At 68.9% G+C, this 17,072-nt stretch carries 14 protein-coding genes; 11 read left to right on the top strand and 3 right to left on the bottom strand.

All coding sequences use genetic code 11. From position 1 onward, the window contains the following. Positions 1-166 precede the first annotated feature (166 nt). The 5 genes from SLV14N_RS06440 (at position 167) to SLV14N_RS06420 (ending at position 6,900) form a co-directional block, all read left to right on the top strand. Positions 167-559 (top strand): MmcQ/YjbR family DNA-binding protein, encoded by a 393-nt coding sequence (locus SLV14N_RS06440; RefSeq protein WP_018090584.1) that lies wholly within the window; start codon positions 167-169, stop codon positions 557-559. Between the two features lie 179 nt (positions 560-738). Continuing rightward, positions 739-1,941: a CaiB/BaiF CoA-transferase family protein gene (locus SLV14N_RS06435; RefSeq protein WP_259670154.1), complete on the top strand. Its 1,203-nt coding sequence runs from the start codon at positions 739-741 to the stop codon at positions 1,939-1,941. Positions 1,942-2,237: 296 nt separating this feature from the next. Further along, positions 2,238-3,380: an acyl-CoA dehydrogenase family protein gene (locus SLV14N_RS06430; protein ID WP_208687737.1), complete on the top strand. Its 1,143-nt coding sequence runs from the start codon at positions 2,238-2,240 to the stop codon at positions 3,378-3,380. 66 nt (positions 3,381-3,446) lie between these two features. Further along, the gene (locus SLV14N_RS06425; RefSeq protein WP_208680147.1) at positions 3,447-4,661 is read left to right on the top strand and encodes an acetyl-CoA C-acetyltransferase; all 1,215 of its coding nucleotides are present in this window, start codon (positions 3,447-3,449) and stop codon (positions 4,659-4,661) included. A gap of 34 nt (positions 4,662-4,695) precedes the next feature. After that, complete coding sequence (locus tag SLV14N_RS06420) at positions 4,696-6,900, top strand: 3-hydroxyacyl-CoA dehydrogenase NAD-binding domain-containing protein (RefSeq protein ID WP_208680146.1); 2,205 nt, start codon at positions 4,696-4,698, stop codon at positions 6,898-6,900. A 37-nt stretch (positions 6,901-6,937) separates the two neighbouring features. Here the strand turns inward: SLV14N_RS06420 and SLV14N_RS06415 are convergent, their stop codons facing one another. Continuing rightward, complete coding sequence (locus SLV14N_RS06415; protein ID WP_208680145.1) at positions 6,938-7,696, bottom strand: MerR family transcriptional regulator; 759 nt, start codon at positions 7,694-7,696, stop codon at positions 6,938-6,940. Positions 7,697-8,159: 463 nt separating this feature from the next. On the opposite strand from SLV14N_RS06415, the gene SLV14N_RS06410 reads away from it, so the two are divergent. The 3 genes from SLV14N_RS06410 to SLV14N_RS06400 all read left to right on the top strand — a co-directional run bounded on the left by SLV14N_RS06410 (position 8,160) and on the right by SLV14N_RS06400 (position 11,911). Next, positions 8,160-9,620, top strand: coding sequence for an amino acid permease (locus tag SLV14N_RS06410; protein ID WP_208680143.1), 1,461 nt, complete (start codon positions 8,160-8,162; stop codon positions 9,618-9,620). Positions 9,621-10,076: 456 nt separating this feature from the next. Beyond that, entirely contained in the window at positions 10,077-11,297 is a 1,221-nt protein-coding gene (locus SLV14N_RS06405; RefSeq protein ID WP_263268529.1) for a sensor histidine kinase, read from the top strand. Further along, positions 11,261-11,911 (top strand): response regulator transcription factor, encoded by a 651-nt coding sequence (locus tag SLV14N_RS06400; RefSeq protein ID WP_208680142.1) that lies wholly within the window; start codon positions 11,261-11,263, stop codon positions 11,909-11,911. Before SLV14N_RS06405 ends, SLV14N_RS06400 begins: the two co-directional genes overlap by 37 nt. Before the next feature lie 186 nt (positions 11,912-12,097). On the opposite strand, the gene SLV14N_RS06395 is transcribed toward SLV14N_RS06400, so the two are convergent. Beyond that, the gene (locus tag SLV14N_RS06395) at positions 12,098-13,063 is read right to left on the bottom strand and encodes a YafY family protein (RefSeq protein WP_123101865.1); all 966 of its coding nucleotides are present in this window, start codon (positions 13,061-13,063) and stop codon (positions 12,098-12,100) included. A gap of 96 nt (positions 13,064-13,159) precedes the next feature. Between SLV14N_RS06395 and SLV14N_RS06390 the strand changes: the two genes are divergently transcribed. The 3 genes from SLV14N_RS06390 to SLV14N_RS06380 all read left to right on the top strand — a co-directional run bounded on the left by SLV14N_RS06390 (position 13,160) and on the right by SLV14N_RS06380 (position 16,039). Next, positions 13,160-13,525 (top strand): VOC family protein, encoded by a 366-nt coding sequence (locus SLV14N_RS06390; RefSeq protein ID WP_046929261.1) that lies wholly within the window; start codon positions 13,160-13,162, stop codon positions 13,523-13,525. A 287-nt stretch (positions 13,526-13,812) separates the two neighbouring features. Next, on the top strand, positions 13,813-15,009 hold the full coding sequence (locus SLV14N_RS06385; protein ID WP_263268522.1) for an IS110 family transposase: 1,197 nt from the start codon (positions 13,813-13,815) through the stop codon (positions 15,007-15,009). Between the two features lie 43 nt (positions 15,010-15,052). After that, positions 15,053-16,039 (top strand): IS481 family transposase, encoded by a 987-nt coding sequence (locus tag SLV14N_RS06380; RefSeq protein WP_208680141.1) that lies wholly within the window; start codon positions 15,053-15,055, stop codon positions 16,037-16,039. Here the strand turns inward: SLV14N_RS06380 and sph are convergent. Next, positions 16,036-17,016 (bottom strand): sphingomyelin phosphodiesterase, encoded by a 981-nt coding sequence (gene sph, locus SLV14N_RS06375; protein WP_263268521.1) that lies wholly within the window; start codon positions 17,014-17,016, stop codon positions 16,036-16,038. The genes SLV14N_RS06380 and sph overlap by 4 nt on opposite strands. Positions 17,017-17,072: the final 56 nt, after the last annotated feature.

The following is a 17,072-nucleotide window of genomic DNA, read 5'->3' as shown; positions in this document are numbered from 1 at the left end:
CGGACAGGGCCGGACAGGGCGTCAGGTGTCCCTCGGGCGGCCCGCCGTCCGGCGCTCCGCGGGCCGTTGTCAGTGGTCGCCGTTAGCGTGGAATGCGTGGGTCGGCCCGCGCGGGACGAGGGTGCGGCCGGGCGGCATCGCAGGCGGTGCCGGAGGGGGAACGGACATGGAGGAGCGCATGGCGAAGGCGGCCGGGCCGGCGGCGGTGCGGGAGCGGGTGCGGGCGTTCGCGCTCGGGCTTCCCGGGGCCGTGGAGGAGTTTCCCTGGGGCGAGAGCGTCATCAAGGTCAACAAGAAGGTCTTCGTCTTCCTCGGCGTCGACGACGGCAGCCATCCGTTCGGGGTCACGCTGAAACTCAAGGACCCGGAGGCGCATGCCCATGCGCTGACCTCGCCCGGCGCCCGGCCGGCGGGCTACGGCCTGGGCAAGTCCGGATGGGTGCAGGTTCCCCTGGAGGAGCCGGACGCTCCGCCGGCCGAGCTGCTCTGCGACTGGGCGGAAGAGTCCTATCGCGTCATAGCCCCCAAGAAGCTCATCGCCGAGCTTGACGGGGCATAGCGGCGCAGCGGCGGCAGGCGCGCGAAGGGCCCGTGACGGCGAGGGCGGTTGAGCCTCGTCGGCGCGGGCCTTTTCCGTGGTGGCCACTTGGTACGGGGGTCTTGTGGAAAGTGGAACACGTTCTTAACATCACGAGTGTTACATCAGAAGTGTCACAGTGCGGAAAGGCATGGGGCGCGATGGCAGAGCCAGGCAACGGCCCACTGAGCGGGGTGCGGGTGGTCGAACTCGCGGGCATCGGCCCCGGCCCCTTCGCGGCCATGCTCCTGGCCGACCTCGGCGCCGATGTCGTCCGTGTCGACCGGCCCGGAGGTGCGGGACTGGGCATCGATCCGGCCTACGACATCACCAACCGCAACAAGCGCTCCGTGCTGGTGGACCTGAAGAGCCCCGACGGGGTGGCGCAGGTGCTTGAGCTGGTCGAGCGCGCCGATGTGCTGGTGGAGGGGTACCGCCCCGGTGTGGCCGAGCGGCTGGGGGTGGGCCCCGAGGAGTGCCTGGCGCGCAACCCCCGGCTGGTTTACGGGCGGATGACGGGCTGGGGGCAGGAGGGCCCGCTCGCCGACACCGCCGGACACGACATCGGCTACATCGCCATCACGGGCGCGCTCGGCATGATCGGCCCGCCCGACGGCCCGCCCGCCGTCCCCGCCAACCTCGTCGGTGACTACGCCGGCGGCTCCCTCTACCTCGTCATCGGTGTCCTCGCCGCCCTCCAGCACGCCCGCACCGAGGGCGGAAAGGGCCAGGTCGTGGACGCCGCCATCGTCGACGGCACGGCTCATCTGACGGCGATGATCCACGGCATGCTGGCGGCCGGCGGCTGGCAGGACCGGCGCGGCGCCAATCTGCTCGACGGCGGGACGCCGTTCTACGGGGCCTACGAAACCGCCGACGGCGGCCATATGGCGGTCGGTGCGCTGGAGAAGCGGTTCTACGGCGAGTTCATCCGCCTGCTGGGCATCGAAGAGGAGGCCCCCAGCCGCGACGACCTCGCCGCGTGGGGTGAGCTGCGTACCGTCATCGCCGCCCGCTTCAAGACCCGTACCCGCGAGGAGTGGACGGCCGTTTTCCAGGAGTCCGACGCCTGTGTGGCGCCCGTGCTCTCCCTGCGCGAGGCCCCGGGGCATCCGCATCTCGCCGCCCGCGGCACCTTCGTCGAGCACGGCGGGATCACCCAGCCCGCGCCCGCGCCACGCTTCTCGCACACCCCCGGCGCGGTGCGCAGACCACCGGCGCGGCCTGGCGCGGACACCGAAGAGATCGCCCGCGACTGGCAGGCCCCGGGCCTCCTCGCCCCGTCGCCGGCCACCGCGTCGTCGGCCGCGCCCGCCCGGCCCGCCGGCCCGAGCCGCACCGAGCAGAAGGACACCGCCGGCTGATGGAAGGCGCCCCCACGCTCCGGTACGCGGCCGGCCCGGGCCAGGCCGCAGACGGGGCTGCCGCCCTCGCAGCGGCCGGCCTCGGCGGACTCCGGGCCCGCAGCGGCCGGGCGGGACGCATTCCGCGACCGGAAGCCGCTCTGCGGGCGCGCGGGTATGTCCGCGACCGGATCGGGGGCTTCCGGGAGGCGGACGGGACGAGGCTGCACAACCGCCCCGTAGGGCCGGAGCCCGCCGAGTTCACCGAGACCGTCAAGCACTGGCTCCGAGGAGGGCCCGCAGACATGACCGCGCAGATGAAGCGCCAGATCTTCACCGAGGACCACGAGGCCTTCCGAGGGGTCGTGCGGACCTTCCTCGCCAAGGAAGTGACACCCCATTACGAGCAGTGGGAGAAGGACGGCATCGTCAGCCGGGACGCCTGGCGGGCGGCCGGCAAGCAGGGGCTGCTGGGGCCGGCGGTGCCGGAGGAGTACGGCGGGGGCGGGCAGCAGGACTTCCGCTACAGCGCGGTGCTGGCCGAGGAGTTCACCCGGGCCGGCGCCGCCGGGCTCGCCGTGGGCCTGCACAACGACATCATCGGCCCCTATCTGACGACCCTCGGCACCGAGGAGCAGAAGCGCCGCTGGCTGCCCGGCTTCTGCAGTGGCGAGATCATCACCGCCATCGCCATGACGGAGCCCGGCGCCGGCTCCGACCTGCAGGGCATCCGTACCCACGCCGAGGAGGCCGGCGACCACTGGATCCTCAACGGTTCCAAGACCTTCATCTCCAACGGCATCCTCGCCGACCTGGTCATCGTCGTGGCGAAGACGACACCGGAGGGCGGGGCGCACGGGCTGAGCCTGCTGGTCGTCGAGCGCGGTATGGAGGGCTTCGAGCGGGGCCGCAACCTCGACAAGATCGGCCAGAAGTCCCAGGACACCGCCGAGCTGTTCTTCCACGACGTACGCGTCCCCAAGGAGAACCTGCTCGGCGAGCTGAACGGCGCCTTCGGCCATCTGATGACCCACCTCGCCCAGGAGCGGATGGGCATCGCCGTCGCCGGTATCGCCGGCGCCGAACATTTGCTGGAGATCACCAGCCAGTACGTCAAGGAGCGCGAGGCGTTCGGCCGGCCGCTGGCCAAGCTCCAGCACATCCGCTTCGAGATAGCCGAGATGGCCACCGAATGTGCCGTCACCCGCGCGTTCCTCGACCGCTGTATCGCCGACCACTCCGCCGGCGAACTGGACGCGGTGCATGCCTCGATGGCCAAGTGGTGGGCCACCGAGCTGCACAAGCGGGTCGCCGACCGCTGTCTGCAACTCCACGGCGGCTACGGCTATATGGCGGAATACCGCGTGGCCAGGGCCTTTACCGACGGCCGTATCCAGACGATCTACGGAGGGACCACCGAGATCATGAAGGAGATCATCGGCCGCTCCCTGCTCGGCTGACCCCGGACCGCCCCCGGTCCCCACCCGCTGCCCCTGCCTCCACCCTCATGCGAAAGGCTTGTTGACTTGAGTACCGAAGCGTACGTATACGACGCGATCCGCACCCCGCGCGGCCGCGGCAAGGCCAATGGCGCACTGCACGGCACCAAGCCGATCGACCTGGTCGTCGGCCTGATCCACGAGGTACGCCGCCGCTTCCCCGGCCTCGACCCGGCCGCTGTCGACGACATCGTGCTCGGCGTCGTCGGCCCGGTCGGCGACCAGGGCTCCGACATCGCCCGGATCGCGGCGATCGCCGCCGGGCTGCCCGACACCGTCGCCGGCGTACAGGAGAACCGCTTCTGTGCCTCGGGCCTGGAGGCCGTCAACATGGCTGCCGCCAAGGTGCGTTCGGGCTGGGAGGACCTGGTCCTGGCGGGCGGTGTGGAATCCATGTCGCGGGTCCCGATGGCCTCGGACGGCGGCGCCTGGTTCGCCGACCCGATGACCAACTTCGACACCGGCTTCGTCCCGCAGGGCATCGGCGCCGACCTGATCGCCACCATCGAGGGCTACACCCGGCGCGATGTCGACGAATTCGCCGCGCTCTCCCAGGAGCGCGCCGCCGAGGCATGGAAGGACGGCCGCTTCGAGCGCTCCGTCGTCCCGGTACGGGACCGCAACGGCCTCGTCGTCCTCGACCACGACGAGCACATGCGGCCCGGCACCACCGCCGACTCCCTGGGCGGCCTCAAGCCGTCCTTCGCCACCATCGGCGACGCGGGCGGCTTCGACGCGGTCGCCCTGCAGAAGTACCACTGGGTCGAGAAGATCGACCATGTCCACCACGCCGGCAACTCCTCCGGCATCGTGGACGGTGCGGCGCTCGTCGCCATCGGCTCCAAGGAGGTCGGTGAGCGCTACGGCCTGACCCCGCGGGCCCGCATCCTCTCCGCCGCGGTCTCCGGCTCCGAGCCCACGATCATGCTCACCGGCCCCGCCCCCGCCAGCCGTAAGGCCCTCGCCAAGGCCGGGCTGACCATCGACGACATCGACCTCGTCGAGATCAACGAAGCCTTCGCGGCCGTCGTGCTGCGCTTCGTCAAGGACATGGGCCTGAGCCTGGACAAGGTCAATGTCAACGGCGGCGCCATCGCGCTGGGACACCCTCTCGGCGCCACCGGCGCGATGATCCTCGGCACCCTGATCGACGAGCTGGAGCGGCAGGACAAGCGCTACGGCCTGGCCACCCTCTGCGTCGGCGGCGGTATGGGCATCGCCACCGTCGTCGAGCGCCTCTGACCGCCCGTCCCATCCCCCTTACGGAGAAGCCACAGTGAGCGAGTCCCCTGCGTCGTCGACCATCCGCTGGGAACAGGACGAGACCGGCATCGTCACCCTGGTCCTGGACGACCCCGACCAGTCCGCCAACACCATGAACAACGCCTTCAAGGCCTCCCTGACCGCGGTCGCCGACCGTCTGGAGGCCGAGAAGGACGACGTCCGCGGCATCATCTTCACCTCCGCCAAGAAGACCTTCTTCGCCGGCGGCGACCTTCGCGATCTGATCGCCGTCACCCCTGAGAACGCCCAGCAGGCCTTCGAGTCGGGCAACGGCATCAAGCGCGATCTGCGCCGTATCGAGACCCTCGGCAAGCCAGTCGTCGCCGCGATCAACGGCGCGGCGCTGGGCGGCGGTTACGAGATCGCGCTGGCCTGCCACCACCGCATCGCCCTCGACACCCCCGGCACCAAGATCGGCCTGCCCGAGGTCACCCTCGGCCTGCTGCCCGCCGCCGGCGGCGTCACCCGTACGGTCCGGCTGCTCGGCATCGCCGACGCGCTGCTGAAGGTGCTGCTCCAGGGCACCCAGTACAACGCCACCCGCGCCAAGGACGCCGGGCTGATCCACGAGATCGCGGCCACCCCCGAGGAACTGCTCGCCAAGGCCCGCACCTTCATCGAGGAGCACCCCGAGTCCCAGCAGCCCTGGGACGTCAAGGGCTACCGCATCCCGGGCGGCACCCCGGCCCAGCCGAAGTTCGCGGCCAACCTCCCGGCGTTCCCCGCCAACCTCAAGAAGCAGCTCAACGGTGCGCCCTACCCCGCCCCGCGCAACATTCTCGCCGCCGCGGTGGAGGGCTCCCAGGTCGACTTCGAGACCGCGCAGACCATCGAGGCGCGCTACTTCGTCGAGCTGGTGACCGGCCAGATCTCCAAGAACATGATCCAGGCGTTCTTCTTCGATCTGCAGGCCGTCAACTCCGGCGCCAACCGCCCCAAGGGCATCGAGCCCCGCACGGTGAAGAAGGTCGCGGTCCTCGGCGCCGGCATGATGGGCGCGGGCATCGCCTACTCCTGTGCCAGGGCGGGAATGCAGGTCGTCCTCAAGGACGTCTCCCTGGAGGCGGCGCAGAAGGGCAAGGCGTATTCGGAGGGCCTGCTCGACAAGGCGCTCTCCCGTGGCCGTACGACCGAGCAGCAGCGCGATGAGCTGCTGGCGCGCATCACGCCCACGGCCGAGCCGACGGACCTCGCGGGCTGCGACGCCGTCATCGAGGCGGTCTTCGAGGACGTGGGCCTCAAGCACAAGGTCTTCAAGGAGATCCAGCACATCGTCGAGCCCGACGCGCTGCTGTGCTCCAACACCTCCACGCTGCCCATCACCCTGCTGGCCGAAGGCGTCGAGCGGGACCAGGACTTCATCGGGCTGCACTTCTTCTCGCCGGTCGACAAGATGCCGCTGGTGGAGATCATCAAGGGCGAGCGGACCGGTGACGAGGCTCTGGCCCGCGCCTTCGACCTGGTGCGCCAGATCAAGAAGACCCCGATCGTCGTCAATGACTCCCGTGGCTTCTTCACCTCCCGCGTCATCGGCCACTTCATCAACGAAGGTGTGGCGATGATCGGCGAGGGCCTCGACCCGGTCTCGGTCGAGCAGGCCGCCGCCCAGGCCGGCTACCCGGCCAAGGTGCTGTCCCTGATGGACGAGCTGACCCTCACCCTTCCGCGCAAGATCCGCGAGGAGACCAAGCGGGCGGTCGAGGAGGCCGGCGGCAGCTGGCAGCCGCACCCGGCCGACGCGGTCATCGACCGGATGGTCGACGAGTTCGGCCGGCCCGGCCGCAGTGGTGGCGGGGGCTTCTACGAGTACGGGGAGGACGGTAAGCGCACCGGTCTGTGGCCGGGGCTGCGCGAGCACTTCACCACGAAGGACGCCGTCGTTCCGTTCATCGACATGCAGGAGCGGATGCTCTTCTCCGAGGCGCTGGACACCGTCCGCTGCTTCGAGGAGGGCGTGCTCACCTCCGTCGCGGACGCCAACATCGGCTCCATCCTGGGCATCGGCTTCCCGGGCTGGACCGGCGGCGTGATCCAGTACATCAACGGCTACCAGGGTGGGCCGGGGCGGGAGGAGTTCGTCGGGCTGCCCGGCTTCGTGGCCCGCGCCCGTGAGCTGCAGGAAGCCTACGGAGACCGGTTCGCGCCGTCCGCGCTGCTGGTCGAAAAGGCCGAGAAGGGCGAGAAGTTCAGCGACTGACCGGTCATGGGGGGCGGGCTCCGGCGGCCCGCCCCCGTCACCCCTCGGGGGTGCGGCTCTCCTGGCTCCGGTCGCCCTCCATGCCGAACGACTCCCGCAGCTCCTGCTTCATCGACCGCTGGAAGGCGGTCACCAGTGCCTGCACCACCATCGGCTGCATATGGGCCGAGAGCGACTTCATCCGCGCCATCTCGTCCTCGTCCGGCCCGCCACCCCGGTTCGGCTCCCACACCTCGTCCTTGAAGAGCCGGCTCAGCTCCCGCGCCGCCGAGCGGGTGTGCTCGATGACCACGCTGCGCGCCGCGAGGATGGTCTCCAGCGAGATCGGGACGTCCAGCAGCCGGGTGCCCAGGTGCAGCAGTCCCGGGTCGACGCGGAAGACCCGGGGATCCTCGGTCCGTACGAGCACACTCATGGCCGCCAGCCGGTCCAGATCCTCGTCGGTCAGCGCCCTGCCGACCCGCCGCTCCAGCTGGTCCCGGGTGGCGTCCTCGGCCTTGTCCGGGATCCAACTCGCCACCAGCGCCCGGTGGATGGCCAGATCCTGAGCGCTCAGATCGGGCGGCAGCTGCTCCAGATAGCGTTCGATCGCGGACAGCGTCAGGCCCTGGTGCTGGAGCTCCTCGATGAGGGCGAGCCGCGAGAGGTGGTCCGGTCCGTAGCGGCCGACCCGGCGGGGACCGATCTCCGGCGGCGGCAGCAGACCGCGTGTGCTGTAGAAGCGGATCGTGCGGACCGTGACGCCGGCGCGGGCGGCCAGTTCGTCGACCGTCAGGTCAGTGGCGGGCTCCATCATGTTCAACAGTATTGCTGTCTCACCACTCGTGTGAAACCTCCTGGGCCGAGGTCCGTCACCGGGGCGCCGAGCTGTACGACCCCGCCGCGTTCGAGGAACGCCTGGCGGCTGGTGCCGGGCCGGGCATCGCGGGAGCCGGCGCATATCCCAATGTGCGGGCCGAGGCGGAGGGGGTGTCACGGAAGCAAAGAAACGTCTCTACCGATCCGAACAGGTCAAGAAATCCTCCTTGCCAGGCGAGGAGTGGAGTCCGGAATCGGGTGAACTGACGCCCTCCTTGAAATTGCAGTGCCGGGAAATTCACCAGAAATACGGACAAATCTTGGATGGCCTGTACACGCTGTGATCTTGCCCACAGACGAGGGAGCGCTCTTCAGGGAAGGTGTGCCGTCGGCCGTCCGCGCGATCCGCGGACTTCTAGGCCATGGCTTCAGCGCCTGCCCGAAAGCGAGATGCACCACCAGTGAGCACAGAGACCGTCACCGAGACAGCCCATGGGTCACCTGACGGGGGGCGCGGCACGCAACAGGATGCGGGCGACGCGGGCTATAGCAAGGGCCTCAAGGGCCGGCATGTGAACATGATCGCCATCGGTGGAGCGATCGGTACCGGCCTCTTCCTGGGCGCCGGTGGCCGACTGCACTCCGCCGGACCCGCGCTGGCCATCGCCTACGCGGTCTGCGGTCTCTTCGCCTTCTTCGTCGTCCGTGCCCTGGGCGAGCTGGTGCTGCACCGTCCGTCGTCCGGATCCTTCGTCTCCTACGCCCGTGAGTTCCTGGGGGAGAAGGGCGCCTACATCGCCGGCTGGATGTATGTCGTCAACTGGTCGACGACCGGTATCGCCGACATCACCGCGATCGCCCTCTACACCCACTACTGGAGCCTGTTCACCGATATCCCGCAGTGGGTTATGGCGCTCATCGCGCTCGCGGTCGTGCTGACCGTGAACCTGATCTCGGTGAAGATCTTCGGTGAGCTGGAGTTCTGGTTCGCGATCATCAAGGTCGCGGCGCTGGTGATCTTCATGTTCATCGGCATCTTCCTGCTGGCCACCCAGCACCCGGTCGGCGGCCACACACCAGGGCTGGATCTGCTCACCGACCACGGCGGGCTCTTCCCGACCGGTCTGCTGCCCGTGGTGATCGTGCTCCAGGGCGTGGTCTTCGCCTACTCCGCGGTCGAGCTGGTCGGTGTGACCGCTGGTGAGACCGACCAGCCGGAGAAGGTCGTGCCGAAGGCCGTCAACTCCATCATGTGGCGAGTGGGCGTCTTCTACGTCGGCTCGGTGATCCTGCTCGCGATGCTGCTGCCGTGGAACAAGTACGTCGGCGGCGAGAGCCCCTTCGTCACGGTGCTGTCCAACGTCGGTGTGCCGGCGGCGGGCGATGTGATGAACCTCGTGGTGCTGACCGCGGCGATGTCCAGCCTGAACTCCGGGCTCTACTCGACCGGCCGCATTCTGCGCTCCATGTCGATGGCGGGCTCCGCGCCCAAGTTCGCCGGCCTGATGAACCGCAACCAGGTGCCGTACGGCGGCATCATGCTCACCTCCGCGGTGTGTGTGCTGGGTGTCGGGCTCAACTACGTCATGCCGGGCGAGGCATTCGAGATCGTGCTGAACATCGCGGCGCTGGGCATCATCAGCACCTGGTGCACGATCATGGTCTGCCACATGGTGTTCGTGCGCCGGTCGAAGGAAGGCCTGGTCGAGCGCCCGCGCTTCCGGCTCCCCGGCACGCCGGTCACGGACATCGCCACCATCGCCTTCCTGCTCGGTGTCATCGTCCTGATGTGGTTCGACGACGGTGTCGGCCGCCAGACCGTGATGCTGATCCCGGTCCTCGCCATCGCGCTGGTCGGCGGCTGGTTCGCGGTGCGCGGCCGGGTCAGCCGGATCGCCGCGGAACGCGAGCTGTCCAAGTAGTCACGCACCAGCGACGCCTGCGTCATCAAGGGCGGTCGCGGAGGCCGGAAGGCCTTCGCGACCGCCCTTTCGCGTCGGCGGTTCCGGGCGCGGGCGGCGGGCCCCGGGCCGCCCGCACCGGTGCGGCATACCGGTGACGGTCTACGACCGCTGAAACCGCCGTCCGCCGTCCGCCCACCGCTCAGCCGCCGCTCAGCGGGGCGGTGACCGGATGGCCACCACCGAAGCCCGCCAGGGGTGTATCTGGGTACACCCCTGCACGGCATCCAGACGCAATGGCGACGGACCCGCCGGACGGCATCGTCGGTGCCATGCGAAGGAAAACTGTCGACATCAGGGCGATGGCCTTGTTCCTCACCGCTGCCTCTCTGGCGGCCGGGGCGCTGGGTGCGCTCCAGCCCGCGACCCGGATACCCGGTGAGGTCATTCAGCTGACACAGTTCGGACCCGCGCTCGGTGTCGGGCTGGCCGCGCTGCTGTGGCCGGGGCGGGTACGGGAAGTCGCTGGTGGTACTCGCCCTGCTGCTGGTGCCCATGGGCGTGGGCTTCCGGCTGCTGCCGCCCGCCGCACGGGCCCTGCGCGTACTGTCCGATCGCTCCCGTTCACGCGCCGACCGGTGGACCGGCGTCCGTATCGGCCCACCGGATCCGCTGCCCGTGGACCGCGCCCTCAACGCCCGCAAGAGATCGGGCGCGATCATCGCTGACGAGGGGTTCTGGCGCGACCTGGCGTGGGCCTGGCTGGGTCCGGTGGTCGGCGGGCTCCTTGTCGCCGTACCCCTCGCCCTGGTCGAGTACGGGGCGTTCGGCGCGCTGGTGCAGCCGTTCATCTGGCGGCTCATCGACGACGGCAACTGGTACGCGTTCGTCCCCGTGCACAGCACCGCGACGATGTGTGCCGCGCTGGTGCTGGGCCTCGTCTTCATGGCCGTCGGGCTGCTGGCCGCCCCCGCCATGCTCCGGCTGCATGCCCGGGTGAGCCGGCCGCTGCTTTCCGCGCCGCGCAGCAGCCGGCTCGCCCAACGGGTCGAGCGGCTCACCGACACCCGTGCCAGGGCCCTGGATGCTCAGGCCGCCGAACTGCGGCGCATCGAGCGGAACCTGCACGACGGGGCACAGGCTCGGCTGGTCGCCCTGGGGATGACGCTGGACCGTGCCACCCGCCTCATGGAGACGGACCCGGCGGCGGCGCGCGAGCTCCTGCTGGACGTCCGGCGCACGTCCGAAGGGGCCTTGCAGGACCTGCGCGAACTGGTGCACGGCATCCATCCGCCGGTCCTCGCCGACCGGGGCCTGGGCGACGCCGTCCGGTCGCTGGCGCTCGACAGCTTCCTCGACGTCCACGTCGAGACCCGGCTGCCGGGCAAGCTCCCGGCACCGGTCGAGTCCGCCGCCTACTTCGCGGTGAGCGAGGCGCTGGCGAACGCGGCGAAGCACTCCGGGGCCCGAGAGGTCGGCGTCGCCCTGACCTACGAGAACGGCTCGCTGCGTGCCACCGTCACCGACGACGGTCACGGCGGCGCCGACCCCTCACGGGGCACCGGACTGGCCGGTGTGCGACAGCGGTTGGATACCTTCGACGGCACCCTCGACCTGCACAGTCCGCAGGGCGGACCGACCACCGTGACAATGGAGATTCCGTGCGCGTTGTCCTCGCCGAAGACCTCTTCCTCCTGAGAGACGGGCTGATACGCACCCTCCAGGAACACGACTGCGAGGTGATCGCGGTCGACAACGGCCCGTCTCTGCTGCGCGCGCTCCTCGCAGAGGGGGACTCGGCACCGGATGCCGCCGTGGTCGATGTGCGGCTGCCGCCGACCTTCACCGACGAGGGCCTGCAGGCCGCACTCGAAGCCCGTCGCCGGCGGCCCGGCCTGCCCGTCCTCATCCTCTCCCAGTACGTCGAGCAGCTGTACGCGCACGAGCTGCTGGCCGGCGGCGAGGGCGCCGTCGGATATCTGCTCAAGGACCGGGTCACCCACACCGAGCAGTTCATCGACGCGGTCCGCCGGGTGGCTGCCGGAGGCACAGTGATGGATCCTCAGGTCATCTCCAAGCTGCTGTTGCGCAGCGACGCCCGGGGCCAGATCGGCACCCTGACACAGCGCGAACGGGACGTCCTGGAGCTGATGGCCGAGGGCAGGTCCAACGCCGCCATCGCCGGCGGCCTGCACATCAGCGAGAGCGCCGTCGCCAAGCACACCGCGAGCATTTTCACCAAGCTCCGGATCGACCCGTCGGCGGACGACAACCGCAGGGTGCTGGCCGTTCTGGCCTATCTCAAGCGCTGAGGCGCTCCGGCGCGGAGCCTGGCGCCCTCGCCGGGGCACCCGCACCGGACAGCGCGCCGAGCCGCAGAAGGAACTCGACGCGCTGCCGGACGACGAACGGCCCGGCGCCTGCCCCCGTGCGGCCGCAAGGTCAACTAGCTGTACTGACCGGGCACGTTGATTGAGGACAGGGGACCTGATCGGCAATCACGATGCGGGGGTTGAGTGACTGTCAGCCAGGTCCCTGGCGAGCTGACTGATGCGTGCGCGGGCCGTCTCAGGGGCGAGCACCTCGATGTGGTCGCCGAACTGAAGAAGCTGACGCACCGACTCGATGTCGGGGTAGCGCACGACGACGACGCACGAGCCTTTTTCCGCGTCGGAGACATGGTGGATGCGGGTGCCGAGGATGCGCCGCGCCAGGTCGAGACCCTTTTCCGGCAGGCGGATGGTCACGCTCACGCGATCTTGCTCCTCAGTGCGTTTCTTCAACACGGCCCATCTGGTGCGGAGGGTTTCGCCTGGTTGGAGCACGGCTGGTGCGTCTAGCTGTTCGAAGGCCGACAGTCGTTCCAGAGCGAGCAGCCGGCTGTCGCCCTGGTCATCGGCGACGAGATACCAGCGACCTGATTTCGCCACGATCCCGTACGGGTCGACCACCCGTGTCGAGGCCTGGCTCTCGGCGCTGCGCCGGTACAGAATTCGAAGGCGTCGCCGGTGTCGCAGGGTCGAGGCCAGATCCGATACTTCGACCGCTGCCTCGGGGGCAGCAAACCACGCGGTGCTGTCGACAAGCACAAGGTCAGCCAGCCGCAGCGGGCTCGGCGACTCAGGTGCTGCAGCCTGGCGGGCGGCGATCTTGCGCTCGGCCGACTCCCACACCGCAGTTAGGCCCATTCGCTCACGTAGTGCGCTGTCCAAGCCGGCCACGGATAGGGCCTCCAGTTCTGGTGGTTCCAGATGGGATGCGCTGAGCCGTGCACTGGGGAGCAGGACGATCCCGCCGTTCCGCCCACGTTCGGCATAGACGGGCACGCCCGCTGTCGATAGCGCCTCGACGTCCCGCAGCACAGTCCGCCGGGACACCTCAAGACGCGCGGCGAGCTCCGTGGTAGTGAGCCGCTGACGGGTCTGCAGGAGCAGCAGGAGATGCAGGAGTCTTGAAGCCTTCATGCTTACCCATGTTCCCAGAAAAGGTGACAGGTTCCGTCGCGATTGGGTGATCCACTGGGTGCTGGACCGAGAAATCAACGAGTTGAGGAGCACTCCATGCCCGCACCGAACCTGTTCCTGATCGGCGTCCGCGACGCCGAGGCCGCCACCGCCTTCTACAGCGACCTGTTCGAGATCGAACCGACCTTCACCAGTCCCCACTACGTAGCCTTCGAAGCTGCCCCCGGTGTCCTGTTCGCACTGTGGACGGGCTACAGCGAGCACGCGGTCCCGAGCCTCCCTCGTACGACAGAGATCGGACTCATGGTGCCGGGGCCATCGCAGGCAATTGACGAGATCTTCACGAGGTGGGCCTCGAAGGGGGTCCACGTTGTGCAGGAGCCGCATGATGCTGTCTTCGGCCGCACGTTCGTGATTACGGACCCTGACGGCAACCTCATCCGAGTCTCCCCGGTCGACTGACCTGCACTATCCCTCCCCGCATATCTCCAAGCTGAAGGGCCGGCCACACACCATGGCCGGCCCTACTTTCTTGTCTTGGGTTCGAACTGGTCACTCGTAAGATCAGCGGGACCCGGGGGCTCTGGGTATGGCTGGCATGGCGGCGCCGTGAGATGGCCGGAAAGGCTTGGCCGCCCGGAGCCCTGCGACGACTCGACCGCCAATTGGGAGATGCGACTCGATCGCTGTGTAGGGCAACGTCGGCGAGGTCGTCTGCTGGGCTGTGAACGTGCGATGAGTTGGCGGAGGTGACTGTGCCCCGAATATGGGCCGGAATGGACATCGGCAAGGAACACCACCACTGCGTGGTGCTCAACGCGAACGGTGAACGTCTGCTGTCCCGCCGGGTCCTGAACGACGAGACGGCCTTGCTGGAACTGATCGGCGACGTCCTGGCCCTCGACACCGATGTGCTGTGGGCCGTCGACCTCAACCACGGCGGAGCGGCCCTGCTGATCGGGCTGTTGCTCAGCCACGACCAGCCGATGGCCTACCTCACCGGCCTGGCCGTGCACCGCGCCTCGGCTTCCTACCGGGGCGAGGGCAAGACCGACGCCAAGGACGCCTTCGTCATCGCCGACCAGGCCCGCATGCGCCGCGACCTGGGCCTGCTGCGCCCCGGTGACGAGATTGCCGTGGACCTGCACACACTCACCACCCGCCGCACCGACCTGATGTGCGACCGCACTCGCCAGATCAACCGGCTGCGGGCCCAACTGCTGGAAATCTTCCCGGCGTTGGAACGCAATCTGGAGCTGACCAACAAGGGGCCCGTCGTTCTGCTGACGGGCTACCAGACCCCGGCGGCAATCCGCCGGGCAGGCGCGAAGCGCATCGAGACGTGGCTGCGCAACCGCAAGGTCCGCAGTGCCGCCGCACTCGCCAGGACAGCGGTGGAGGCCGCCGAGTGCCAGCACACGTCCCTGCCCGGCGAGAAGCTGGCCGCCGCCATGGTGGTCCGCCTCGCGAAGGGGGTGATGGCCCTCGATGAGGAGATCGCGGAAGTCGATGCGCTGATCGAGGCCCGGTTTCGCGAGCACCCGCACGCCGAGGTGATCCTCAGCCTGCCCGGCATGGGCAAGCAGATGGGGGCGGTGTTCATCGCCGCCACCGGCGGCGACATGGACGCGTTCGGCAGTGCCGACCGGCTTGCCGGCTACGCCGGCCTGGCACCGGCCCCGCGTGACTCCGGCCGCGTCAGCGGGAACCTCCGCAGACCCCGCCGTTTCCACCGCGGACTGCTCAACGCGATGTATCTCTCCGCGCTGTCGAGCCTGAAGAGTTGTCCGGCCTCGAAGGCGTACTACGCGCGCAAACGGGCTGAAGGGAAAGGGCACAAGCAGGCGCTGCTGGCACTCGCGCGCCGTCGCGTCAATGTTCTGTGGGCCATGATCCGTGACGGAGCGTGCTACCAAGCCGCACCACCTGTTACAGCAGCGGCTTGACATCAGCATTGGGAAGCCTTTCAGCCTGTCTAGGAGCTCAGAAATGTCGCATTCGAACGCGGCCCTCACCCCGCGCCACCGGCTGAAAGTCGCTCGACTCGTCGCTGACGACGGCTGGCCAATCAGCGAAGTCGCGGCCCGCTTCCAGGTGTCCTGGCCGACCGTGAAGCGCTGGGTCGATCGCTACCTCGCAGGCGAGTCCATGCAGGACCGATCCTCACGACCGCGGAGCTCTCCGGCCAAGACACCCAAGACCGTGACGAAGAGGTGCGTCAGCCTGCGACTACGTCTGCGGGAAGGGCCGGTCCAGCTCGCTGCGAGACTCAATATCGCCCCGTCGACAGTGCATCGAATCCTGCGATCGGCCCGCCTGAACCGACTCGCCTACGTCGACCGTGAGACCGGTGAGCCCGTCCGCCGGTATGAGCACGACCATCCGGGATCACTGGTGCACGTGGACGTGAAGAAGCTCGGGAACATCCCCGACGGTGGCGGCTGGCGCTACGTCGGCCGCCACCAAGGCGAGAAGCACCGCGCCGCGACGCAGAGCAAGTCACGCAACGCCTACGGCGGCCCGAAGGCCGGATACGCATTCGTGCACACCGTCATCGACGACCACTCCCGCGTCGCCTACACCGAGGTCCACGACGACGAAACAGCCGTCACCGCCGTCGGCTTCCTGCACCGGGCTGTCGACTGGTTCGCTGACCGTGGCGTCACCATTGAGAGGGTCCTGTCGGACAACGGCGGCGCGTACCGCTCGTACCTGTGGCGCGACAACTGCGAAGCGCTTTCGATCACCTCGAAGTTCACGCGCCCTTACCGCCCGCAGACGAACGGGAAGGTCGAGCGCTTCCACCGCACCATGGCCGATGGCTGGGCCTACGCCTGCTGCTACACCAGCGAGCAAGAACGACGCGACGCACTGGCCGGTTGGCTCCACCAGTACAACCACCACCGGCCCCACACTGCGTGCGGCAACCAGCCGCCATTCTCACGATTGATCAACGTGCCCGGTCAGTACAACTAGCCGACGGTGCCCACGACAGGGTAATGATCCGAGAGATTGGTGTACGTGTAGTCCTTGCCCCAGCTGGAGACCGTCCAGGGCGCCGACTCCTCCTTGACCACGGTGTTCTGCCATCCAGAGGGACGGGCGTGGCCGTTGCGGTACAGGATGTAGTCCAGGTCCTCGCGGGGGTCGTCCGGGTAGCGGTACTTCGCGATGGAGTTGTCCTGGGTGTCGAAGGAGTACGGGTGGCCGGTACGGCTGTCCGCGGGCGCCAGGTCGGCGTTGCTGAGCAGCGCGTCGTACTCGGCGCTGTGCGAGTCGACGTTCAGATCGCCCGCAACGATGACCTCTTCGTCCGCCGGGATGTACTTGGCATCCAGGAACGCGTCCATCTCCTTGAGCTGCTTGGCGCGGTCGTCGGCCGCCTCGCCCGCCTTGCAGCCGGAGTCGGTGGACTGGGCGTGGGTGCCGACCACATGCACCTTGGTGCCGTTGACGTCCAACACCGCATAGACGAACCCCTTGTTGGAGAGGTAGTCCGCACCGCAGGCGTCCTTGTAGACGTACTGCTCCTTGCGCAGGATCGGCCACTTGCTCAGCAGTGTCACCCCGCCGTCCTCCGGGGTCGCGGCGGAGTAGGCACCGCCGGTGGCGTCCCAGCCGCTGCGGCTCCGGCCCATCACCGGGGTCTGGTGCGGATACTGCGCCGCGGCCCGGGACTTCAGGGTCTCGGAGGAGGAGTTGTCGAACGCTTCCTGGAGCACGACGACGTCCTGGCCCTGGAAGAAGTCCGCGTCCGTGATCGCCTGGGCGCGGTGGTCCTGCCCCCAGTTGGGATAGAGGTTCTTGCTCATGAGGAAGACGTTGTAGCTGAGCACCTTCAGACGGGGGGCGGCGGCGGCCGACGCGGTGGGGGCCGCGGCCGCCACCGTGACCGCGGCGAGGGCCGTGGCGAGGGCGGCGATCCGGGGTATGCGCAGCGCTGAGTGCGACACTGAATCTCCCTGTGGGGGTGGGGGTGTGAACCAGCGTCGCTTATCCAAGCAGTTGG

Origin of the sequence: Streptomyces sp. Je 1-4 4N24 (assembly GCF_026239515.1) — a bacterium.
GTDB lineage: Bacteria > Actinomycetota > Actinomycetes > Streptomycetales > Streptomycetaceae > Streptomyces > Streptomyces nigrescens.
Note: the sequence above shows the minus strand (reverse complement) of the source record. Positions and strands in the feature narration are given on the sequence as shown.